At 70.0% G+C, this 20,919-nt stretch carries 24 protein-coding genes; 13 read left to right on the top strand and 11 right to left on the bottom strand.

Annotation, left to right across the window (positions count from 1 at the left end; genetic code table 11):
• Nucleotides 1-7 precede the first annotated feature (7 nt).
• From ACIG5F_RS24225 to ACIG5F_RS24195, 7 genes are all read left to right on the top strand, one after another.
• Complete coding sequence (locus ACIG5F_RS24225; protein WP_396521010.1) at nucleotides 8-376, top strand: DoxX family protein; 369 nt, start codon at nucleotides 8-10, stop codon at nucleotides 374-376.
• A 352-nt stretch (nucleotides 377-728) separates the two neighbouring features.
• Entirely contained in the window at nucleotides 729-2,555 is a 1,827-nt protein-coding gene (locus ACIG5F_RS24220; RefSeq protein WP_396521008.1) for a hypothetical protein, read from the top strand.
• Between the two features lie 69 nt (nucleotides 2,556-2,624).
• Nucleotides 2,625-4,274 (top strand): hypothetical protein, encoded by a 1,650-nt coding sequence (locus tag ACIG5F_RS24215; RefSeq protein WP_396521006.1) that lies wholly within the window; start codon nucleotides 2,625-2,627, stop codon nucleotides 4,272-4,274.
• Nucleotides 4,275-4,320: 46 nt separating this feature from the next.
• Nucleotides 4,321-5,553, top strand: coding sequence for a YeeE/YedE family protein (locus tag ACIG5F_RS24210; protein ID WP_396521004.1), 1,233 nt, complete (start codon nucleotides 4,321-4,323; stop codon nucleotides 5,551-5,553).
• Between the two features lie 10 nt (nucleotides 5,554-5,563).
• Nucleotides 5,564-5,758: a hypothetical protein gene (locus ACIG5F_RS24205; RefSeq protein ID WP_396521002.1), complete on the top strand. Its 195-nt coding sequence runs from the start codon at nucleotides 5,564-5,566 to the stop codon at nucleotides 5,756-5,758.
• 20 nt (nucleotides 5,759-5,778) lie between these two features.
• Complete coding sequence (locus ACIG5F_RS24200) at nucleotides 5,779-5,979, top strand: hypothetical protein (RefSeq protein ID WP_396521000.1); 201 nt, start codon at nucleotides 5,779-5,781, stop codon at nucleotides 5,977-5,979.
• A gap of 82 nt (nucleotides 5,980-6,061) precedes the next feature.
• Nucleotides 6,062-6,937 (top strand): lytic transglycosylase domain-containing protein, encoded by an 876-nt coding sequence (locus ACIG5F_RS24195; protein ID WP_396520998.1) that lies wholly within the window; start codon nucleotides 6,062-6,064, stop codon nucleotides 6,935-6,937.
• Here the strand turns inward: ACIG5F_RS24195 and ACIG5F_RS24190 are convergent.
• Nucleotides 6,903-8,282: an FAD-dependent monooxygenase gene (locus ACIG5F_RS24190; protein WP_396520996.1), complete on the bottom strand. Its 1,380-nt coding sequence runs from the start codon at nucleotides 8,280-8,282 to the stop codon at nucleotides 6,903-6,905. The genes ACIG5F_RS24195 and ACIG5F_RS24190 overlap by 35 nt on opposite strands.
• A gap of 39 nt (nucleotides 8,283-8,321) precedes the next feature.
• Here ACIG5F_RS24190 and ACIG5F_RS24185 point away from each other — a divergent pair, with 39 nt between their 5' ends.
• Entirely contained in the window at nucleotides 8,322-8,846 is a 525-nt protein-coding gene (locus ACIG5F_RS24185) for a TetR/AcrR family transcriptional regulator C-terminal domain-containing protein (RefSeq protein ID WP_396520993.1), read from the top strand.
• A 1-nt stretch (nucleotide 8,847) separates the two neighbouring features.
• Here ACIG5F_RS24185 and ACIG5F_RS24180 read toward each other — a convergent pair whose 3' ends face one another.
• The 4 genes from ACIG5F_RS24180 to ACIG5F_RS24165 all read right to left on the bottom strand — a co-directional run bounded on the left by ACIG5F_RS24180 (nucleotide 8,848) and on the right by ACIG5F_RS24165 (nucleotide 11,377).
• Complete coding sequence (locus ACIG5F_RS24180) at nucleotides 8,848-9,165, bottom strand: DUF3024 domain-containing protein (RefSeq protein ID WP_396520991.1); 318 nt, start codon at nucleotides 9,163-9,165, stop codon at nucleotides 8,848-8,850.
• A gap of 24 nt (nucleotides 9,166-9,189) precedes the next feature.
• Entirely contained in the window at nucleotides 9,190-9,780 is a 591-nt protein-coding gene (locus tag ACIG5F_RS24175) for an oxidoreductase (protein ID WP_396520989.1), read from the bottom strand.
• A 44-nt stretch (nucleotides 9,781-9,824) separates the two neighbouring features.
• Nucleotides 9,825-10,808, bottom strand: coding sequence for a hypothetical protein (locus ACIG5F_RS24170; protein WP_396520987.1), 984 nt, complete (start codon nucleotides 10,806-10,808; stop codon nucleotides 9,825-9,827).
• Between the two features lie 80 nt (nucleotides 10,809-10,888).
• Entirely contained in the window at nucleotides 10,889-11,377 is a 489-nt protein-coding gene (locus ACIG5F_RS24165) for a GNAT family N-acetyltransferase (RefSeq protein ID WP_396520985.1), read from the bottom strand.
• A gap of 43 nt (nucleotides 11,378-11,420) precedes the next feature.
• On the opposite strand from ACIG5F_RS24165, the gene ACIG5F_RS24160 reads away from it, so the two are divergent.
• The 5 genes from ACIG5F_RS24160 (at nucleotide 11,421) to ACIG5F_RS24140 (ending at nucleotide 15,777) form a co-directional block, all read left to right on the top strand.
• Nucleotides 11,421-12,596, top strand: a complete 1,176-nt coding sequence (locus tag ACIG5F_RS24160) for a multidrug effflux MFS transporter (RefSeq protein ID WP_396520983.1) — start codon at nucleotides 11,421-11,423, stop codon at nucleotides 12,594-12,596.
• A gap of 176 nt (nucleotides 12,597-12,772) precedes the next feature.
• Entirely contained in the window at nucleotides 12,773-13,087 is a 315-nt protein-coding gene (locus ACIG5F_RS24155) for a PE domain-containing protein (RefSeq protein WP_396520981.1), read from the top strand.
• 3 nt (nucleotides 13,088-13,090) lie between these two features.
• Entirely contained in the window at nucleotides 13,091-13,690 is a 600-nt protein-coding gene (locus tag ACIG5F_RS24150; RefSeq protein ID WP_396520979.1) for a DUF3558 family protein, read from the top strand.
• Nucleotides 13,691-13,694: 4 nt separating this feature from the next.
• Nucleotides 13,695-14,972, top strand: a complete 1,278-nt coding sequence (locus ACIG5F_RS24145) for a WXG100 family type VII secretion target (RefSeq protein ID WP_396520977.1) — start codon at nucleotides 13,695-13,697, stop codon at nucleotides 14,970-14,972.
• A complete protein-coding gene (locus tag ACIG5F_RS24140) occupies nucleotides 14,962-15,777 on the top strand; it encodes an ESX secretion-associated protein EspG (RefSeq protein WP_396520976.1) in 816 nt (271 codons plus the stop codon). The genes ACIG5F_RS24145 and ACIG5F_RS24140 overlap by 11 nt, the downstream gene beginning before the upstream one ends.
• A gap of 4 nt (nucleotides 15,778-15,781) precedes the next feature.
• Here the strand turns inward: ACIG5F_RS24140 and ACIG5F_RS24135 are convergent, their stop codons facing one another.
• Genes ACIG5F_RS24135 through ACIG5F_RS24110 form a run of 6 tightly spaced genes read right to left on the bottom strand, consistent with a single transcriptional unit; the run spans nucleotide 15,782 to nucleotide 20,915 of the window.
• The gene (locus tag ACIG5F_RS24135) at nucleotides 15,782-16,255 is read right to left on the bottom strand and encodes a hypothetical protein (protein WP_396520974.1); all 474 of its coding nucleotides are present in this window, start codon (nucleotides 16,253-16,255) and stop codon (nucleotides 15,782-15,784) included.
• Entirely contained in the window at nucleotides 16,252-16,761 is a 510-nt protein-coding gene (locus ACIG5F_RS24130) for a hypothetical protein (RefSeq protein WP_396520973.1), read from the bottom strand. The genes ACIG5F_RS24135 and ACIG5F_RS24130 overlap by 4 nt, the downstream gene beginning before the upstream one ends.
• Entirely contained in the window at nucleotides 16,737-17,906 is a 1,170-nt protein-coding gene (locus ACIG5F_RS24125; RefSeq protein WP_396520971.1) for an MCE family protein, read from the bottom strand. Before ACIG5F_RS24125 ends, ACIG5F_RS24130 begins: the two co-directional genes overlap by 25 nt.
• Complete coding sequence (locus tag ACIG5F_RS24120) at nucleotides 17,906-18,850, bottom strand: MCE family protein (RefSeq protein WP_396520969.1); 945 nt, start codon at nucleotides 18,848-18,850, stop codon at nucleotides 17,906-17,908. The genes ACIG5F_RS24125 and ACIG5F_RS24120 overlap by 1 nt, the downstream gene beginning before the upstream one ends.
• On the bottom strand, nucleotides 18,847-19,935 hold the full coding sequence (locus tag ACIG5F_RS24115) for an MCE family protein (RefSeq protein ID WP_396520967.1): 1,089 nt from the start codon (nucleotides 19,933-19,935) through the stop codon (nucleotides 18,847-18,849). Before ACIG5F_RS24115 ends, ACIG5F_RS24120 begins: the two co-directional genes overlap by 4 nt.
• On the bottom strand, nucleotides 19,932-20,915 hold the full coding sequence (locus ACIG5F_RS24110) for an MCE family protein (protein ID WP_396520965.1): 984 nt from the start codon (nucleotides 20,913-20,915) through the stop codon (nucleotides 19,932-19,934). The genes ACIG5F_RS24115 and ACIG5F_RS24110 overlap by 4 nt, the downstream gene beginning before the upstream one ends.
• Nucleotides 20,916-20,919: the final 4 nt, after the last annotated feature.

Below are 20,919 nucleotides of genomic sequence, written 5' to 3'. Positions count from 1 at the left end.
GAATCCCGTGAACATCGCACTGTGGGTCGTGCAGGCTCTACTGGCATTGGTCTACCTCGGGGCCGGCGGCATGAAGGTGGCGCGACCGCGCGAGCAGCTGGTGGCCACGGGCCGGTTCGACTGGATGAAGGACACCTCGGACGCCGGCGTGAAGGCCGTCGGGGCGGTCGAGGTGCTCGGCGCGCTCGGCCTGATCCTGCCCGAGCTCACCGGAATCGCCCCGATCCTGACCCCGATCGCCGCCGTCGGGCTGGTCGTCGTGCAGGTCGGGGCGATCCGAGTCCACCTCACCCGGGGCGAGCGGCAACCGTTGCCCGCCAACGTCATTCTCCTTCTGCTGGCCGCCTTCGTGGCGGTCGGCCGTTTCCTCGGCTGACCCGATCCATTAACAAAAGGCCGCCGGCTCGCCGGCGGCCTTTTGTCTGTCTCCGACACGTCAATAGACTTCACCCATTCGGGGGCATTTCCCGCCCTTGGGGAACTCATTGACAAGTTACTCCGAACGCAGCATCATCTTGCGCATGATGCGCGGGGTCTATCTGACCATTCGCCGGCATGTCGACCTGCAACGGCAGGCGAGCGACCTCTGTCTCGGTCGCTGAGGCCATCTCACATTCCTCGGACTCCGACATAGTCGGAAGCCGCTGACGGCGTCTGCCCGAACACCGCTTCCGGTGTCCGGTCGATCAGCCACGCGCATTTTCTCCTGTGACGAATAGGGAGCACACATGTCAGTGAATTCGCCTCGACGGCGACGGACGAGGGTGGCCGGCGCGGCAGTGGTGCTGGCCGCGGCCGCCGTCGTCTTCCCGGCCGCGGGCACGTCCGCCTACGCCGATGTGCAGGTGACCACGGAGCACGTCACCGGCTCGGACGGCAAGGACTACTCCGTCACCAACCACCTGGTGCCGCAGTACGCGGCCAAGGCCAACACCCGCAAGGAATGGCTGCTGGTCTGGGCCGGCGACGAGAACATCGCCGACACCCTGGTGCCGGACATCAAGAACCTGCCGGGCACGCTCGGCGGCGGCCTGACCAAGGTGCGCAACGCCCTGCCGGGGCCGGACTTCCTGGCGGTCATCGACGCCACCAAGGGTTCCCCCGACTACGGCAAGGTGGTCAACACCGCCACCGTCGGGCCGCTGGTGGAGAACGAGCCGCACCACATGCAGTACGTGTGGCACAAGGGCGACACCATCTACGCCGGCGCGCTGTTCGCCGCGGCCACCTACGCCTTCGACGTGACCTCGTTGCCGCAGCTCAAGCTCAAGGGCATCAGCCTGCCGAGCCAGACGCTGGGCGGCTCGGTGCCGGACGCGTACTGGACGCTCAAGGACGGCACCGCCTACGGCACCTACATGGGCGGACCGGTGGTGCCCGGACCCTATGTCTACGGCGACGGCTCATCGGTGATCGGCAACGGCTTCGCCGGCAGCCCGGGCGAGGTGATCCACTTCGACCAGAACGGCAAGGTGCTGTCCCAGTCGCCGGCCGACACCCCGCAGGGCGACGACCCCAAGCTGTGCGACAACCTGCCGCAGCTGGGCAGCCCCACCTGCGCCAACCCGCACGGCATCCAGGCCCGCGAGGACCTGAACACGATGATCACCAGCGACTACGCCGAGCCGCGCAACATCATCCTGGACCCGGTCAAGCAGCCATCGCCGTACCTGCGGCGGCCGACCATCCGGACCTGGGACATCTCCGACCGCAACAACCCCAAGCTGCGGGCGGTCAGCTATCTGCCGGACGGTCCCCGGGCCAACCCGGCCGACCCGCTGCACGCGGAGAGCCGGGCGGCGATGGAGAACACCGTCACCAACCAGCCCGGGCACAAGGGCGCGTTCGCCCAGACCATGCAGGGCGGCGCGATCTTCTACACGCCCGACATCACCGCCGCCGAGCCGCACTGGCGTGAGGTGTTCGACGACGGCACGGCCACCAAGGCCTTCAACCCCAACGCGACCGAGGCCAACGGGGGCGGGACCAACGGCGGTTGGGTGCAGGTCAGCCCGGACGACCACTACCTGTACCACGCGGTGATCGGCCGGCCCAAGGGCACGCTGTCGGCCGACGACCCGGGCACCATCGGCGGTGTGTACACATTGGACATCCGCAAGCTGCTGTCCGACGGTGACAACTACACCTGCGACATCGACACCATCGCCAAGGCGCAGAACGGCGGCGGGGCGGACTGCCCGACGCTGGTCGGCGCGGCGGCGATCAACCCGGGCACGCCGGGCCAGGGGCCGCACTGGGGCACGTACGACAACTTCCAGCTCGGCTCCGACGGCTACTACCACGAGACCGACAACCCCGACCGGGTCGCGGTGTCGGACTACTTCGTGGCGCGTTCCGGCATCGACGGCGACCACAAGGTCAACATGGTGGACATCGGGCCGGACGGCAAGCTGACCGTCGACACCTCGTTCCGTGACGAGTACACGGGGCAGGTCGGCATCAACTTCAACCGGAAGTCCTGGCCGCACGGGGACTTCGGCAACGCCAAGCCGCACTCCGAGCTGTTCGTCGTGGCCGACGCCGACGTGAAGTGACCCAACGCGGGTGGCGCCGCCCCGACCGCGGCGCCACCCGCCCTAGGTGAAGCGGGATCCCCTGTGAACATGACCGACATGGGCATGGACATGCCGGCAACCGGCGTGCCGGCCGCCGTGCTGCTGCTCAGGATCGTGCTGCTGCTGGCCAGCGCGACCGTCGCGGGCATCGGGCTGCTGCGGCCCACCGTGGCCTCGGTGCGCCGTGGCACCGTTCTCATCGCGTCGATCGCGGCCGCCGTTACGGCCGTGGCCGACGTGATCTCCTTGCTGTGGCTGGACACCAGCGCGCCGTTCGCGATCGGACAGCTGGTGTTGGCGGTCGCCGTGCCGGCGACCCTGCGGTGGCGCACGCCGGCCGCGTACCTCGGCTTCGGCCTGCTGGTGGTGCTGATCTCCGAGATCTCCCTGAGCCACATGGGGATCGAGTTCCTGGCCGACACCGGCTACACCGTCGGCGTGGTCGCCTGGCTCGGGCTGACGCTGCTCGCGCCGGCCGACACCGGGCGGCTGCGGGCTCGCCCGGTGGCGCTGACCCTGGCTACCGTGCTGGCGCTGGCCGGGGTGTTGCAGATAGCGGTGTCCGGGGTCGGCTTCGACCGTCGGCTCTACGACACCGGCTTCGGGTTGGCCCTGCTGGTGGTGGCGCTGCTGCCGATCGCCGCGACGGCGCTGACTCTCACCCTGCCGGCGCGGCGGCTCTACCCCGTCGGCGCGCTGCTGGTGGTGGTCGCCTATGTGGCTTGGGCCGCGCTGGGGGCGATTCCCCGGCCAGCGGACCTGCCCACGCCGGGCGTGCCGCTGCTCGGCGAGGCCACTGGTGTGCCGGTGTTGGTCGCGCCGCAACGGCCCGGTCGCAACCTGGTCCACCTGCCGGAGCAGGCGACGGTCAACGGCGTCAAGGCCGTGACCCGGCCCGGTGTGAACGGCGCCTGGGCCGAGGTCGATCTGCCGCCGGGTCGCAGCTCGCTGCGGATCTCCCGGGACGGCAAGGAATCCACGCTGGCCGTGGACACCGGCTCCGGGCCTGAGGCTCGGGCCATCGACCCCGAGTGCGCCAACGCCGCGCTGGGCGGCCTGCTCGGCGGCAGCCGCGTCGCGCTCGCCTCCTGCCCCAGCGACGTTCTGTCCACAGAGGATTCCGACTCTGTCCGCAAGCTGGCGGACTACCTGAAGGGGCGGAAGATTCCGTCCATCACCGTCGTCGGGGACGGCTCTCCCCGGGCCAAGGCCGCCGAGGAAGTGGTGCGGCAGGCCGGCATCCCCGTCTCCGACACCGAACAGCCCAACAGCGCCCTTGTCGTCGTGGCCGGTTGGTCGGACGCGGCCGCCGAGCTGAACAAGGTCGCCGTCGAGCAGACCCAGAAGCCCACCTACATCTACGGCGTCTACCTGGCGCCCTGGCTGCTGACCGCGCCGTTGCTGAAGTCCGTTGTCAGCTCGGCGATCCCGCTGCACTTCGACCCCCGCGATCCGCAGACCCTGGCCTACACCGTCGCGCTGTCCAACGCCTTCCCCGGTGAGACCGGCACCATCGGCGGGCTCGACCAGTGGCTCGCCGCCCAGGGCCAGCACACCGAGCCGGCCGTGCGGCTCTACGCCTCGGCGCAGGTCGACGCCATGCCCATGGACAGCACCATGGACGGGATGGAGATGGCCTATCCCGGCCAGTGGGTGCCCAACGGCACCATCGTCCCCATCTCGGGACCGCTGTCGTGACCGGTTTCCTTTTACCGCCCCCTGCCCCGAGTCGTTAGGAGGGAAGATGTCTGTCGTCAACGAGAGACTGCCCGTGGTGGTGGTCGAGGCGCCGTCGGCGAGATCCGGCGTGATCATCGTCGGCACCGCGCTGGCCGCGATACTCGGCTTCGCCGTCTACCACGCGGCGGGCTGGAAGCTGGCCCTGCTGTACGTGGTCGGCCTGGCCCTGGGCCTGGTGCTGTTCCACTCCCGCTTCGGTTTCACCTCGGCCTGGCGGCAGATCGTGGCCGTCGGCCAGGGCGCGGCCATCCGGGCCCACATGCTGATGCTGGCCGTCGCGGTGCTGCTGTTCGCGGTGATCCTCCAGTCCGGCTTCGGGCTTTCCGGCGCGCCGCAGGGAATGGTGCTGCCGGCGAGCATCGGAGTGGCGGCCGGGGCGTTCATCTTCGGCATCGGCATGCAGATCGGCGGATCCTGCGCGTCCGGCACGCTGTTCGCCGTCGGCAGCGGGCAGACCGCCATCCTCTACACGCTGGGCGGATTCATCCTCGGCTCGATCGGCAGCGCCTTCGCCGCCACCTGGATCCTCTACCTCCAGTCGCTCGGCCCGACCGTGTCGCTGGCCGCCACGCCCCTGGGCTACGGCGGCGGCGTGCTGTTCTCGCTGCTGATCATCGGCGCGATCGCCGCCGGATCCCTTCTGCTGCAACGACGTCGCAACCCACCGCCGATCGAGCCGGCTCCCGTGGCCCGGGGCTGGACGCGGGTGCTGCGCGGCGCGTGGCCGCTGTGGGTGGGCGCGATCCTGCTGGCCGTGCTCAACGCCGTGACGCTGTTCATCTCCGGCAGCCCATGGGGAATCACCTCCGCCTTTGCCTTGTGGGGAGCGAAGTTCCTTGGTTGGATAGGGATCGACATCTCCCATGCTCCCTATTGGACGATCCCCAAGAACGCCGCCGCCCTGCACGCCTCGGTGCTGGCCGACCGCGTGTCGGTGATGGACTTCGGCATCATGCTCGGGGCGCTGATCGCCTCCGCCCTGGCCGGCGCCTTCGTGCTGCACCGGGCCGTGCCGTGGAAGATGGCCGTCGGCGCGGTCATCGGCGGCGTGCTGATGGGCTTCGGCGCGCGGATGGCCGGCGGCTGCAACATCGGCGCCTACTTCTCCGGCGTGGCCTCGTTCAGCCTGCACGGCTGGCTGTGGGGCGTCGCCGCCATCGCCGGCACCTACGTCGGCGTGCCGCTGCGGCCGCTGTTCGGCCTCGGCAACCCCAAGCCCACCGATTCCGTCTGCTGAAAGGAAACCCGTGAAGAAGGTCCTCACCGTCGGACTGCTGTCCGCCGCCCTGCTCGCCGCCGGCGCCGGCGTCGCCGCCGCCGACCCGCTGCCCATCTGGGCCCTGCCCGGTCTGGACGTCGGCTCGCTGCTCGGCCCGACCGTGCCCGTGCCGACCCAGGTGCTGGCCCCCATCGACGGCCTGCTGAAGCTCATCAGCGGCTGACAAGGAAAGGAAACCCCCTCATGCGCAAGACGATCGTCACCGGCGCGCTGGTCGCCGCCGCTCTGGTCGGCGCGGCCGCGCCGGCGCTGGCCGACGGCGTGACCGTGGTCGACAAGCCGGACACCAGCAGCCTCAACAACATCTGGACGTTCGCCCCGGCGGGTGTCCCGGTGCTCGGCGCCCTGCAGTCGGTCTCCCAGGTGTTCGGCCGCCTGTTCTGATCTCGCCCGCGGAAAGACCCACCGTGGCCCGGCCCGTCGTCCCCGCCGGGCCACGGTCCTCTCCCCCTGATTGGAGCCTGCCTTGTCCCGCCGTGCCTCGACCGGCCTGCTCGCGCTCGCCGGTGTGCTGGCCGTGACCTGCGCCGCCAGCACGACCCCACCGGCAGCGGTCGTCGCCGCCCAGCCGGCCGCCACCAACGTTCCGGATCGCGTTGTGCCGCCGGCCCATTCGCCCACCGCGCCGCACAAGCGTGGCGACGTGCAGGTCGTGTATCCCGACCATGTCGTGCCGTACAAGCCGATCCCGACCGTCGTCGACAGCCGGATCCCGGCCGTGCTGCTGGCCGCCTACCAGCAGGCCGCCGGCCGCGTGCCGTCGTGCCACCTTCGCTGGCAGGTGCTGGCCGGCATCGGCAAGGTCGAGTCCAACCACGCCCGGGGCGGCCAGGTCGACACCCGTGGCACCGTCACCTCGCCGATCTTCGGCCCCGAGCTGCCCGACGGCGTCCATGCCGAGGGCCCCATGCAGTTCCTGCCCTCCACCTGGGCCAAGTGGGGCGTCGACGCCGACCGCGACGGCACCGCCGACCCCCAGAACGTCTGGGACGCCACCGCTTCCGCCGCCGACTACCTCTGCGCCGACGGCCGTGACCTGTCCCTCAACGGCGATCTCGTCAACGCCATCCTCAGCTACAACCACGACGGCGCCTACCTCGCCGACGTCTTCCAGTGGATCACCACCTACTCCGGCGGCGTCACCGCCATCCCCGCCCTCGCCACTCCTGCGGCCACCACAACCACTTCCGCCCCGACCACCACGACCTCCCCGCCACCCACGACGACCACCACCACTGCGCCGCCACCGACCACGACCACCACGACCCCGCCGCCGAACGTGCTGGACGCGGTGGTCGGCGGCGTGCTCAGCGATGTCGGTTCGTTGCTGGGAAAGAAGTGACCCACCGCCGCAGCGCCTCGGCCATCCCCTGCTCACCGGCCCAGGCCACGTAGCCGTCCGGCCGGATCAGCATTTGCTCCTGTCCCGCCAGCCATTCGGCGCCGTCGAGCGGCTCGGGGCCGACATAGACCCACTGTCCGCCCCGCTGCCGCTTGGCCAGCCCCGGCAAGGCCGGGGCATAGTGGCCGATGGCCGGGTGATCGCCGGGCGCGTAGTGGACGTCGAGGCCGGCCAGCATCGAGACCAGGTGCCGGTTGGTCTCGTCCAGCAGCATCAACTCCGTGAACACCTCGCGCAGCGGGTCGAACCGCGGGTCCGGATCCATCAGCACGACCTGGGTGCGGGCGTTGCGCAGCACGCGCTCGCCGACCGGGTGCCGCTCGGCGTGATACGTGTCGAGCAGCCCGTCGGCGGCGGTGCCGTTGATCGTCGCGGCCAGCTTCCAGCCCAAGTTGACGGCGTCCTGCAAGCCGAGGTTGAGCCCCTGGCCGCCGGCCGGGAAGTGCACGTGCGCGGCGTCGCCGACGAGCAGCACGGTGCCCCGGCGATACTCCACGGCCTGCCGGCAGCCGTCGCCGAAGCGGGACAGCCAGCGGGGATCGCGCATCGAGACCGGGCGGCCGAGGATTCGCTCCACTGTGGACCGGAACTCGGCCATGCCGAGCGGGGCATCCCGGTCCGCGTGCGGACCGTCGAAGGTGAGCGCGAAGACCCGGCCGGCGCCGTCGGGACGGACCATGCTGATGACCCAGCCGCGTTCCGTTCGGTGCCAGCCGAAGGGAATCGCGCGCGGGTCCTCGACCGTCACATCGCCCAGCAGCCCCGCGATGGTGGCGTCGGTGCCGGCGAAGTCGATGCCCGCCAGCTTGCGGACCGTGCTCCGGCCGCCATCCGCGCCGACCACGAACTCGGCGGCGATCCGGTGGCCAGAAACGGTTTCCACCGTTGCGCCGTCGATGCCGACCACCTCCTGCCCCCGTCGGACGTCCGCGCCGAGGCTGACCGCGTGGTCCAGCAGGATCCGCTCGGTCTCGGCCTGCGGGACGCCCAGCATCATCGGCACATCGGCCTCGACGGCGGTCCGGTCCAGCACCTCCAGGCCGCCGAACTGGGCCCGGCCGGCCCTCGGCCCCTTCCCGGCCACCGACACGAACCGGTCCAGCAGGCCTCGTCGGTCCAGCGTCTGGATCGTCCTGGCGTGCAAGGCATGCGCCTTGGACAACCCCGTCGGCCGGGTCAGCCGCTCCAGCACCACCACGCCGATCCCGTGCAGGCGCAGCTCGGCCGCCAGCATCGCGCCGACCGGGCCGGCCCCGACGATCACCACATCCGTAGTCTCTAACACCGTTAGAGACGGTACTCGAACACTGTTAGAGTGGCAACCGTGGATCGGGACACCGTGGTGGACACGGCGCTGCGACTGGTGGACGAGGTCGGCCTGGACGGCTTGTCCATGCGCCGGCTCGCCGACGCCCTCGACATCAAGGCCCCCACCCTGTACTGGCATTTCGCCGACAAGCGGGCGCTGCTCGAGGCCTTGTCGGCGGAGATCGCCGCCGCCGCGATGGCGCCCGTCGAGCATCCGCAGCCCGGTCAGGCCTGGCCCGAGTGGCTGGCCGACCGCGCCCGGGCCTTCCGCCGCGGCCTGCTGGCCCACCGCGACGGCGGCCGCCTGCACGCCGGCACTGTCCCCCGCGCCAGCGACACAACCTCGCTGCGCCGGCTGGTCGAGATGATGCTCGCGGACGGCCTGAGCCGGGAGGACACCCTCGGCACCGTGCTGGCCGTCAGCCGGTACACCGTCGGATGCGTCATCGAGGAGCAGCAGGCCACCGAGCCGCTACCCGACGCCGACCGTCACTTCGAGCACGGCCTACGACTGCTGCTGCTCGGCGCCACGTGCCGGTGAGTCAGTCGAAAGGCCGCGCGGGATTGTCGAACTCCGCCAGCAGCGGCCCCGGAGTCGTCGCGGCGGGCACCTCCGGCAGCAGGTGCCAGCGGGTGTTGCGGTCCGGCCAGTACAATCGCCAGCTCGATCCGTCATAGCGCAGCTGCGCGATCGCGCGCCGGGACCACTCGTCGCCCAGATCCGGCTGCCAGAGCTCGAAGATCGTCACGTTCGACCCGCGGGTGCTGTGCTCGATGCGAACCTGGTCACGCACGCGTTCCGGCACGCGCTGCGCGCACCAGCGTGCGATCTGCTTCAGATGGATCTCCGGAACGGCCATGCGAGCCATCCTGGCATGGCGTGGTCACGTCCTGCCTCGCGCCAGGATTCCCTCCGCCAGTGCGATGGCGTGGGCCTGGCCAGGACACTCGTGACTGCCGGCGCCGAAGGGATGGCCGTCCAGGCTGACCAGCACCACTTCGCCGTCCCGGACCCTTCTGGTGGTGCGTAGCGGCTGGTCGTCGCGGAGGGTCTCCTCGACGGTGGGATGGTTGCGGGCCTTGGCCACCAGGGCGGTGGTGGCGTCGCAACTCTGCACCAGCAGGCTGATCCGGGCGGCGGTCAGCTCGTCGGCGACGCCGCCGAAGGCGTCGACCAGACGGGCGACGGCCCGGTCGGCGGCTTCGTCGGCGACGGTGTGCGGGTGGTAGGCCCTGGCCACGTCGGCGACCGCCGCCCCGGCGTCGATTCCCATGGCCTGAGCCAGGACTTCGGCGGCGGAGCACGAGGATTCGGCGGCTCGGCGGCGTAGCTCGGCCGGGTCGATCCTGGCCAGCTCGGCCACGGCCAGGGCCCGCCGCCGGCGGTGATCGGGGCCATCGCTGAACCGGGCGACCATGGCCCGCAGCCAGGCCACCGTCGGCTCGGGCCGCGGCACCGGCAGTTCCAGATCCATGCCGGAAACCATAGTGCCGCAACAGTTCGGCGGCGGCCGAAGCGTCAGCGGCGGTAGGCCTCGGCCATCGCGGCGAACACTGCCTTGGGCGTCAGGCTTCCGTCGGTCAGCCGCACCACGCTGTAGCCGGCGGTGTCCAGGTCGTACTGGGGATCGGGGTTGCAGGGCGCGTCGTAGGAGGCGAAGGTGTACCACAGCACGGTGTCCACCCCGACCTCCTCGAAGATCTCCAGATGGTCGTGCAGGTAGCGGACCTGCTCCTGCTCGTCCCGGGAGTAATCGCCGGTGATGCGGGGCGGGTCGGCCTTGTTGTCGACGATCATCCAGCCCGCGCCGCCGCGTTCGCCGGCCCCGGCGTAGGTGCAACAGCCGAACTCGGTGATGGCCAGGGGCTTGCCGAACCGCGTCCGCGCGGCGAGCTGGTCCCGGAAGGTGGCCGCGTTCTCCTTGTCCCGGTAGCCGTCCACCGAGACGATGTCGAACGGCGTCCAGTCGATGTCCTCCCACAGCCCGGACGCGTAGGTGATCTTGCCGCCGAACCGCTCCCGGGCGGCGGCCGCCGCCTTGGCCAGCAAGGCCTCGATCGCAGCCGGGGCAGTGGCGAAGGCCGCGTACGTCTCGGGCTTGCCGGTCATGATGCCCTCGATGCGCGCGAAGACGTCGTCCCCGGGCAGGAAACCCTTGGCGAACAAGCTCATCTCGCAGCCGAGGACCAGCACCACCTCCGCGCCGTCCAGCCGCAGCCGCTCGGCCCTGGTCGCGCAGTCCTCGAACAGCGGCAGCATCTGCTCCGCCGTCAGGTCGCACGGGAACGGCGCGAACCACACCTCCAGCCCGAACTCCGCCGCGATCGCCGCCGCCTGGGCGATCCGCTCCGGGTCCGCGCCGGTGATCCGGACCGCCGTGCAGTGCAGTTCCTCGGCGATCACCCGCAGCTCGCGCCGCACGTCGTCGAGGTCGAATCCGCGCCGGCTCAGCTTGCCGCCGGGCGTGAAACCGGTGTCGTAGTTGATTCCTCTGGCTCGCATGGCCTCGAGTCTGGCAGCGGCGCACCGATGCCGACCACGACAGATGTCATGACCTCGGCGTGACAGTCCACAGTAGATGGTCAGACCACCTTGCTGCGCCGCTCCAGCTGGACCACGTCGCGCCACCGGCCGTCGCTGAACCGCCCGATCCGCTCGGTCACGCCGACCACCCGGAAGCCCATCTTCTCGTGCAGGCCGAGGCTGGCCGTGTTCTCCGGGAAGATGCCGGCCCGCAGCGTCCAGATGCCGGCCGCCTCCGTGCTGGCGATCAGGGCGTTCAGCAGCGCCCGCCCGACCCCGCGCCCGCGGCCGTCCGGACGCACGTACACGCTCTCGCTCACCACGCCGGCGTACACCGCCCGCTTGGACGTCGGTGAGCAGGCCACCCAGCCCAGCACCTGATCTCCGTCCAGCGCCACGAAGCGATGTCCGGGCAGGTGGCCCGCGTCGAACTCGGCCCAGCCCGGCGCGGTCGTCTCGAAGGTGGCGTTGCCGGTGTCGATGCCCTGCTGATAGATCTCCAGCACGGCCTGCGCGTGCGCGGGCAGCATCGGCGTGACGGCCATCATGACGCGGACGCTACCTCACCCGGGCGACGTACTCTGGCCAATTGTGACCAGGGCTAAAACGGCCGGGCTGGCGATCGTGCTGGGCAGTCTGTCGGCGTTCGCGCCCCTGTCCATCGACATGTACCTGCCGGCGTTTCCGGCGATGGCGCGGGAGCTGACCGCCGCGCCGTCGGACATCCAGCTGACCTTGACCGCGTGCACCATCGGCCTGGCCGTCGGGCAGCTGATCGCCGGGCCGCTGTCCGACCGGCTCGGCCGCCGCGGGCCGCTGCTGGTCGGGCTGGCCGTCTACCTCGCCGCCTCCGCCGCCTGCGTCGTCGCCCCGTCCGCCCTGTCCCTCACCGTGCTGCGGCTGGTGCAGGGCATGGGCGGCGCCGCCGGCATCGTCATCGCCCGGGCCGTCGCCCGTGACCTGTTCGAGGGCCGCGAGCTGGCCAAGTTCTTCTCCCTGCTCATGCTGGTCAACAGCCTCGGCCCCGTCGTCGCCCCAGCCCTCGGCGCGGTCGTGCTGCACTGGACCACCTGGCGCGGCGTCTTCGTCGTGCTGTCCGTGATCGGGCTGCTCCTGCTCGTCCTCACCACGTTCCTGCTGGCCGAGTCCCTGCCCCGCGAACGCCGCCGCCGGGGCGGGCTGTCCATCGGCTCCCTGCTGGCCGACCGAGTCTTCCTCGGCTACACCCTGTCCTGCGCCCTCGCCTTCGCCGCCCTGTTCGCGTACATCTCCGGCTCCTCCTTCGTGCTCCAGGACACCTACGGCCTGTCCGCACCCCTGTTCAGCCTGGTCTTCGGGGTCAACTCGCTGGCCATCATGGCCGCCAGCCAGCTCAACAGCTGGCTGCTGGGCCGCTTCTCCCCCCGCCGCCTGCTCGCCGTCGGCCTCGCCGGCACCGTGCTCAGCGCCGCCGCCTTCCTGCTCTCCGTCCTCACCGGCCTCGGCCTCCCCGGCGTGCTGCCCTCCCTTTTTGTGCTGTCCGGCTCCGTCGGCATGGTCTTCCCCAACGCCACCGCCCTGGCCATGGCCGACCACCCCGACAAGGCCGGCAACGCCTCCGCCCTGCTCGGCACCGCCCAGTTCCTCGCCGGCGGCATCGCCGCCCCCTTGGCCAACTCCGCCGTCTCCATGGGCACCGTCATGGCCGTCGTCGCCCTCGGCGCCGTGCTGGCCTTCCTCCTGCTCACCCGGGCCCGCCATGCGGCGCAGATCACCCATTCGCCCTAATCCCATCCGGGAACCACCGGCCCCCGACCCGCGTCGGACCCGTATCGACGACAGACAGTCACCATGATCACGGTCGACGGGCCTTGAGTCGCCTCGATGAGGGATTCCCCCGCGCCGCGATGCACGGTCGGCTAGCCTGAGTGGCGGCTACGGGGACGCTAGGTGGGGATGGGACCATGGCAGCGCAGATCGACGTTGGCGGCGGCTACAGCATCGACATCGACGATGCCCAGAAGTTCGTCACCGCGCTGACGCAGCAGAAGCAGGAGTTGGCGTTGACTTTGCAGCGAGCAGCTCGTGTGCTTCAGGTCTTGCCGCCGGGTCACGATGACTACAGCTCCGCGTGGGCCAGCACAGCGAACCAGATGGTGAAACAGCACTCCGAGTGGAACCTCAACAAGCAGAAAGAGCTCCAGGCGCTGATCGACAAGGTCAACGCGGTGGTCGCCCAGTACCAGCAGACCGAACACGACAACACATTGAGGGCCTGACACGTGCGATCGAAGACCACGCTCACCGTGACCATCCTCGGCGGCGTCACCGCCCTGGCCCTCGCCGGCTGCAACAACAATCCTGGTGGCACCGCCAGCCCGACAACGGGCGCGACGACCACCACAACTGCGACCAGCAGCGCCGACACGGTCTCCAACCCCTTGGACACGACCAAGCTCCAACAGGACCTCTGCTCCGGGCTCACGCCAGCTCAAGTGGCCCCTTACATGGGGCAAGTAAGCAATAGCACTCCCGACAAGAACGACACAAGCTCGGCATGCACGCTATTCCCGCAGGACGGCCACCAGGCTAATGTGTCAATCACCGTATATCCAAATATGACACCCACCGCAATGTTCGCCGGTGGCGCAAATTTTCCCTACAGCAAGAAGCTCGACCCAATTCAGGGCTACCCGGCTCAGGACACCAGCCAGAGCGGCTCGCCGAGCGGCGAATGTAGCACCAACGTCTCCGTCGCAGACCACGTTGTGGTCGCGATCGAGACGCAGTCGATTGACGGCTACAAATACCACAGCAACATGTGCGCAGTGAGCGAAGCGCTCGTTTCAAACTTGCTCGACAACATCAAGGCGTCGAGGTGATCCCATGAGTGGAAACGGACAAGGAAACGGCTACACGTACGCGCCGACCTGCAGGGCTGGGCAGGGCACGATCTACGACCAGTTCCACAACGGCGTCAAGGGCGACGGCCCCATTCACCAGAACGCGACCGGGTTCCAGGAACTTGCCCAGACATACGGTGAGCAGCAGACCGCCTTCAAGAAGGCGCTAGAGGGTATCAAGACGACCTATACCGGGTCGGCCGCCGACAGCATGCAGAGCGCGTTCGACCCGCTGGTCAAGGGTATGAGCGATGGCCAGACGATGTCACAGCAGGCATCCACCGCGCTGACCAATCAGGCCGGCCAGTTCAAGGCGACGCAAGCCAAGATCAACAACACGGTGCCGGTACCGAACGAACCCTGGTACGAACACATGGTGCCGTGGAACACCGATCACGATGACGCGGTTGACAAGAACAACGACATCAACAACGCCAATGCCGCAGCGTATGCGGCATACGGCAGGTCGACCACCGCGAATGTGCAGACGTTCCCCGCGTTCACTGACAATGACACGATGAACGCCAACAACATCAGCCTGGTGAGCAATCCGGTGGACCACACCGGTGGCCCGGGGCATGTTGTCGGACCAGGCACGGGTGGTGGCGGCAACTACAACGCCCATAACGTCAGTGGCGCCGGCGGGGGCAGTGGCGGCAGCCAGTACCAGTCCGGCACCAACGGCGGAGGCGGGCAGTACCAGCCTGGGGGCATCGGCACGGACGGGAACGGCAGCTACGTGCCGCCGCCCGGGACCTCCAGCACGAACCTCCAGGGCGTGGGCACGGGGACGGGCTACCCGACGGGCCCCGGCTCCTGGAACTACCCCGGTGGCGGCGCGGGCGGCGACGGCAGCGGTGGCGGCGGGATGGGCGGCGGCTTCCCGATGGCGGGCGGCTTCGGCGGTGGCGCCGGGGGCGGCGGCTACGGCGGAGGCGGCGCGGGCGGTGGCTACGGCAGCGCGGCAGGCCGGGGCGCGATGGGCGCGGGCTCGATGTCGGGGGCCGGGGCGAAGCCGGGCGCCGGGGCGGCTGCCGGCATGGGCGCGGCCGAAGAGGGTGGCCGCATGGCCGGCGGCATGGCGGGCGCACGAGGTGCGGCCGGCGCGAACAGCGGCATGATGGGCGGCGGCCAGGGCCGGGGCGGCAAGAAGGAAGAGGACGGCGAGCACAAGTCGGCGGCCTACCTGGTGACCGAGGAAGACGAGATCGTGGGGGACCTCCCGGCGACGTTGCCGCCGGGAGGGGTGATTGGGGGCTGAGGCAGTGCTCAGGGCGCCGGTGAGCGTCTCCAAGGACGCGTGGGAAGCCGTGCGCCAGCGGCACGGCATCGAGGAGCAGCACCACATGCTGGCCGTGCCGCTGCCGGACGTGACGCTGGCCGACTACCCGGCCTGGGAGCGGCGGGCCTACGACGAGCTGGCCCGGATCGGCATGGCCAACGGCATGGCGGCGCACCCGGACCTGGTGGCGACCATGGCTCTGCTGGCCCGGCCGCCGCTGGAGCTGTACGGCCGCGTCGGCTACCACAACCGGGTGGCGGTGGGCGCGGTCGCGGCCAGCGACGGCCGGTCGGCGGTGCTGGCGGTGCTGGACGACCACGCGCTGCACCTGCGGCCGATCCCGCCGGACAAGCTGCCGGAGGCGGCGGTCGGCCTGCTGCCGCCGGCCCCGCCCGGGCGCGGGCAGTCGATCAGCATCTCGCTGGCGGCGGCCAACCGGGTCGGCACCGGTCAGCCGGTGGCGCAGAGCTACGACGAGGAGCCGCAGAGCTGGCTGCAGTCGGGCACGGATCAGGGCCCGCCGGAGGAGCGCGCGTTGCAGCGGCTGCTGGCCGAGCCCCGGCTGGGCGGCGGCCGCCTGTACGCGAGCGCCCGCGACGGCATGGGCCGGCACCGCCGCTGCGAGCAGCCGATGACCTACATGGACTTCGAGTCGGGCCGCTGGGTGTTCCAGCACAAGCCGGGCGCGGGCGGGGAGCAGTGGCTGATCGTGCGGCCCGCGACCCCGGAGTCCCTGATCGCCGGCGCGTACGACCTGCTCGGGGAGATCACCGCCCGGGTCTGAGGCCTCACACCGGCGTCAGGTCGGACACGAGCCACTGGCCGTCCTGTCGTTGCAGGGTGGCGCGCACCCGCGCGCCGTCGATCCGCGACGACGGGTCAGCCGCGGTCTGCGTGACCTGGTCGAGAAACACCAGCAGCACCACACGATCCGGCTCGACGCTGACCACGGACGTCGCGGCGACGGTGGTCTTGGTGACGATCTGCTGCTTCTGCGCGGCCGGGGCGACGACCTTGCTGCTGAGCTCGGCGAACTGGTCGCGGAACGCCCCGGTGGTGCCGGCCCGCGCGCCGGCCAGGTCCTTGTCCAGGGTGTGGTAGTCGTACGACAGCAGCTGCGGCAGTCGGGTCCGCGCGGCGTCGACCGCAGACCGGCGGGCGGAGTCCAGTTCGGACGCCTGCTCGACCCGTTGGTAGAGCAGGAAAGTAGCGGCGCACAGACCGAGCATCGCGGCGGCGGCGACCCATCTCAAGAACCTCACGGCACGAACTCCAGATCCGAGACCAGCCAGCGGTCCCCGTCGTGTTGCAGCTGCATCTTCATCCGGTACTGGCGCTGTTCCCCGCTGGGCGCGTCGCTGTTCTGCACGGTCGCGGACACGGCGGCCAGCACGGTGACGGTGTCCCCGTCGACGCCGCTCACGCCGGCCTCGGCCACGGTTCCCTTGGAGGTGACCGAAGCCTGCTGCACGACCTTGCGGAACACGTCGGCCTGCTGGGCGAACTGGTCCTTGAACGAGCCGGTGGCCACGGCCATCAGCCGGTCCACGTCGCCCTGCGCGGTGTCCTTGCTGACGGTGGTCAGGTCGACGGCGACCTGCCGCGCGACCTGGAGCGCCGACTGACGGTCGGCCTCCTCGGTGTTGGCGTCGTCCAGCTTGAGCAGCAACAGGGTCGCGACGGCGACGAGCGCGACCGCCAGCACCACGGCGACGGCCGGCAGGATCCGTTGCCGCCACGGCCTTATCTCACGAACAACTTCTGCCATGCGGGCTCCTGTTCTCGGCATTGCTCGGGACTGGCGCCGCGTCGGCCGGGCGCGTTCAGGCACGGCGTGTTCCGCGCGCCCCGAACGACTCGTGGATCGGCCGGCTCGACCTTGCAGTACAGGTCGCCCGGCGCGGCGATGTCCTTGGTGTCACTGGGATCCCGCCGCTGCGGGTTGGGCAGGAAGCCGGTGGTGCACGGCGGCGGGTCGTTGATGTTGAGCCGCAGCGTGGCGGCGATGTCGCCGTTGTGCCGCAGCAGCATGTTCTGGATGAGCGCGACGGTCGCCGGGTAGTCGGAGAGGAACTGCTCGACCCCGGGCCGGTAGGTGCGCACGACCTGGCCGGTGGCGATCAGGTTGCCCAGCAGGGAAGGCAGCGTCGGCCGGAGCCGGTCCTGTAGGCCGAGCAGCTGGTCGTCGAAGCCGGGCACGGTCCCGAGCAGGCGGCGGATGTCGTCGTCGCTGAGCCGCAGCTGGTCGGTGAACGAAGCCAGATCCCTGGTGTACGAACGGATCTGGCCGTCGAGGTCGTGCTGGGTGTCGAGAAACGGCCCGAGCTGGTCGATCAGGCCGGTCGTCGGGCCGAGGTCGACCGTGGCGTCGTGCACGAGCAGTGAGGCCTGGTCCAGCAGCTGGCGGAGATCGTCGTGCGAGCCCTGGAACGCGGTGGTCACCTCGGCCAGCACAACGCGGAGCCGATCGGTCGGCACGGCCTTGGCCAACGAGTCCACACTGGACAGCAATGCGTCGGTCGGCGTCATCGGCTTGGTCCGGTCCATGGGAATCGTGGCGCCGCCAGCAGCCATCTCGGTCAGGGAGCCGGTCGGCGACAGGTCGACGTACTGCTCGCCGATCGCCGAAGTGCTGTGGATCTCGGCCCGCAGAGCGGCTGGCACCGGCTGGTCCAACGACATCCCGACCGCCACGCCGTCGGGGCCGAGGTCCATCGACGACACCTTGCCGACCTGCACACCGAGATAGGTCACCTCGGCCCCTTCGTACAGCCCCGACGCATCGGAGAAGTCGGCGGTCACGGTGTACTTGCCGCCGGTCAGGCCCACGTAGTCGACGGCGATCACCGACACGGCGAAGATCGTCAGCGCCGAGAAGGCGGCGAGCTGGATGCGGACCAGGCGGCTGAACATCAGCGGCCGCCCAACGGGGCCAGCAACGGATTGACGGCCTGCAAGGAGAGGTCGACCGATGCGTACACGTTGACGAAGTCGCCGCGGAAGCTGTTGGTGAAGGTGGACAACGGAAACAGCAGCGTGCCGGCGACGTCGAACGATCGCGGCAGCGAGTCCCCGGCGGCGGCGAGGTTGGCCAGGATCGGTTGGAGATCACGCAGATTCCCGGCCAGGTCGTCCTGACTGTGGTCGATGACTTTGTTGGCAGTCATGGAAAACGAGGTCAGCGCGGTCAAGGCGGAGGTCAGGTTGGTCCGCTGCTGGTTGAGCAGCGTCACCCCCGGCGTGACGTGATTGAGTGCCTGGGCGAGCTGATCCCGTTGCGCAGCAAGCGGTTTGCTCAGGTTGTCCAAGGCGTCGATGGTCGCGACGATGGCGGCCTTCTGCTGGTCGACCGAGACCGTGAAGGTGCGCAACTGGTCGAGCAGGTCCCGGGTCACCTGCTCCCGCCCGCCCAGGGCCTTGTCCACCTCGGTGTAGATCGTGCGGAGGTTCTCCAGCCCCCCGCCGTTGAGCCACAACGACAATCCGGCCAGCAGCTCCTCGGTCTCCGGGTAGCGGTCGGTCCGCGCCAACGGGATCAGGTCGCCGTCCCGCAGCCGGCCCTGCTGGTCGGGCGGCCGGTCCAGCTCGACGTATTCGGCCCCCAGCAGGCTTTTCTGGCCGATCTTGGCAGTGGCGTTGGCCGGCAGCCGCACCCCGGCGTCCAGTTCCAGGGTCAGCCGGGCGTGCCAGCCGTCCAGGCGCACCTCGCTGACCCGCCCGACCGTGATGTCGTCGACCTTCACCTCGGCGTTGGGCACGAGGTTGGCCACGTTGGCGAATTCCGCCCGCACGGTGTAGGTGTCATGCCCGCACCCGGCCAGAAGCAGCACGACGGCCAGCGCCAACAGGATTCTCATCGGCCGCCGCCCAACAGCAGGGTGGGCAGGTTGGGCGGATTCAACGCCACCGGCACGGTGTTCATGTTCAGCAGACGCAGCAACGGATCCAGCGTCTGCCGGCACTGGTCCGGTGTGCCGCCGAGCGAAAACAGCGTGATGCAGGTGAAGCCGGCGAGGTCCTGAGTGTTGTTGATGGCCAGCCGCGCTTGCAAGGTACCCGTCGCGGGATCGAACATGGCCAGCGTGTCGGCGAGTGTGGTCGGCGCCTGGTGCAGGATCGCGGCCAGCTGGGCCCGCTCGTCGGCGAGGATCTTGGTCACGTCGGCCAGCTGCCCGACGGTCGCGCCGAGCCGATCCCCGTTGTGGGCCACGAAGTCCGCGACCTCGGCGGTGGCCCGGTCCAGGGCGGCCAACGCGGCGGCGAGCTCGGATTTGTTGTCGTCGGCCAGTGTGGCGATCGCCGCCAGCTGCGCGCTGAACTCCCGGACCTGGGCGTCGGCACCGTTCAGCGCGGTGACCAGGACCTGGAGGTTGGTGATGGTGCCGAACAAGTCCTTGCTGCCGGCGGCCAGAGTGCTGGCGGCCCGGGCCAGATCGATGATCGTCTGGCGGATCGACCCGCCGTTGCCCTGGAGGTTGGCGGCGGCGGTGTCGATCGCCTTGGGCAGGGAACCGTTCTGTGCCAACGCAGTCGACAGCCGAGTGAGCTGATCCTTGAGCTCGTCCCACTCCACCGGCACCGCCGTCCGCTCACGAGGCACCACCGCACCGTCGGCCAGCTGCGGCCCGCTGGTGTAGGCCGGCGTGAGCTGCACGAATCGGCCGCTGATCACGCTGGGCGTGACGATGACCGCCTTCGCGCCGGCCGGCACCGGCCGGTCGTAGGCGATGCCGACGGCGACCTGGTCGCCGGCCGGCCGCACCGAGGTGATCTCGCCGATCCGCACGCCGAGCACTCGAACGTCGTCGCCGCGATGCAGGTTGACCGCCCGCGTGAACTCCAGGGTCGCGGTCCGCCGCCCGCCCGGGTTCAGCACCACGTACGCCGTCGAAGCCAGCAGGGCCACCACCACCGCCGCCACAGTCAGCCGGTGTAGGTTCACTTTCCTCCCCTGGCCAACAGTTCCGGCAGCAGCGGCACCAGGTTGGTGGGCACCAGGTTGCCGACCTGGGTGTCCACGAACGGCCCGGAGCCGACGGCCTCGCCGACTTCCCGCACCAGCGGCCCAGTCCGGTCGAGCACCTGACGCAGCTCATCCCGGTGCTGCTGCACCATGGTCAGCAGGTCGTCGAGTTGCTTCAGGGACGGATCGAGCTGGGCCTTGTTGTCGGCCACCAGCCCGCTGAGCTGGTCCGACACCGCGACGGAGTTGGTCAGCAGGGACCGGATCGCCGCCGACCGTTGGTTCAACGAGGCCAGCAGCGACGAACCCTGGGTCAGGACCTTGACCAGCTGTTCGTCGCGCTTGGCCAGTACACCGCTGACATTGTTGGCGTGCACCAACAGATCCCGCAACGCGGCGTCGCGCGAGTTGACGGTCCCGGACAGCCGGCTCAGCCCGTCCAGCACCGCCTTCACCTGCGGCGGCGTGTCCTTGAAGGTGTCGGACAACGTGTCCAGCGCGGTCGAAACCTTCCCGGTGTCCACTTGGGACATATTCGCGGTGACGTCCGAGAGCGCTTCGGTGACGTCGTAGGGAACGGTGGTGCGGTCGAGCGGAATCCGCCGCAGCTCCCCTGCCCCGGCCGGGGTCAGTGCGAGTTCCTTGCGCCCCAACGCCGTCTCGGCCTTGATCGCGGCACCGGTGGCATCGCCGAGCCGGATGTCGCCGTCCGTCACCGAGAACGTCACATCGACTCGGTCGCCATTGAGCTCGACCCCGTCCACGGACCCGACCTTGAGCCCGGACACCACCACGGGATCCCCACCGGTCAGCCCGCCGACCTCGGCGAACTCGGCGGTGAACTGCCGGCCGCCGATGACCCGTGGCGCCATGAACGCACCCATCACCACGGCCACCAGCACGAGGGTGCCGATCACTCCCAGCTTGACCGGATCTCGTTCGGCGAAGGTCTTTGTCATGCCG

Source organism: Kutzneria sp. NPDC052558, from assembly GCF_044547355.1.
Classification (GTDB): domain Bacteria; phylum Actinomycetota; class Actinomycetes; order Mycobacteriales; family Pseudonocardiaceae; genus Kutzneria.
The sequence above is the reverse complement of the archived record's forward strand: the minus strand, read 5'-3'. Positions and strand labels throughout refer to the sequence as shown.

Coding starts and splice junctions, on each gene's coding strand:
- ACIG5F_RS24220 (WP_396521008.1), top strand. CDS start 729: ATGTCAGTGAATTCGCCTCGACGGCGACGGACGAGGGTGGCCGGCGCG.
- ACIG5F_RS24125 (WP_396520971.1), bottom strand. CDS start 17,906: ATGTTCAGCCGCCTGGTCCGCATCCAGCTCGCCGCCTTCTCGGCGCTG.
- ACIG5F_RS24155 (WP_396520981.1), top strand. CDS start 12,773: ATGGCAGCGCAGATCGACGTTGGCGGCGGCTACAGCATCGACATCGAC.
- ACIG5F_RS24165 (WP_396520985.1), bottom strand. CDS start 11,377: ATGATGGCCGTCACGCCGATGCTGCCCGCGCACGCGCAGGCCGTGCTG.
- ACIG5F_RS24110 (WP_396520965.1), bottom strand. CDS start 20,915: ATGACAAAGACCTTCGCCGAACGAGATCCGGTCAAGCTGGGAGTGATC.
- ACIG5F_RS24200 (WP_396521000.1), top strand. CDS start 5,779: ATGCGCAAGACGATCGTCACCGGCGCGCTGGTCGCCGCCGCTCTGGTC.
- ACIG5F_RS24210 (WP_396521004.1), top strand. CDS start 4,321: ATGTCTGTCGTCAACGAGAGACTGCCCGTGGTGGTGGTCGAGGCGCCG.
- ACIG5F_RS24180 (WP_396520991.1), bottom strand. CDS start 9,165: ATGGCCGTTCCGGAGATCCATCTGAAGCAGATCGCACGCTGGTGCGCG.
- ACIG5F_RS24215 (WP_396521006.1), top strand. CDS start 2,625: ATGACCGACATGGGCATGGACATGCCGGCAACCGGCGTGCCGGCCGCC.
- ACIG5F_RS24130 (WP_396520973.1), bottom strand. CDS start 16,761: ATGGCAGAAGTTGTTCGTGAGATAAGGCCGTGGCGGCAACGGATCCTG.
- ACIG5F_RS24170 (WP_396520987.1), bottom strand. CDS start 10,808: ATGCGAGCCAGAGGAATCAACTACGACACCGGTTTCACGCCCGGCGGC.
- ACIG5F_RS24175 (WP_396520989.1), bottom strand. CDS start 9,780: ATGGATCTGGAACTGCCGGTGCCGCGGCCCGAGCCGACGGTGGCCTGG.
- ACIG5F_RS24145 (WP_396520977.1), top strand. CDS start 13,695: ATGAGTGGAAACGGACAAGGAAACGGCTACACGTACGCGCCGACCTGC.
- ACIG5F_RS24120 (WP_396520969.1), bottom strand. CDS start 18,850: ATGAGAATCCTGTTGGCGCTGGCCGTCGTGCTGCTTCTGGCCGGGTGC.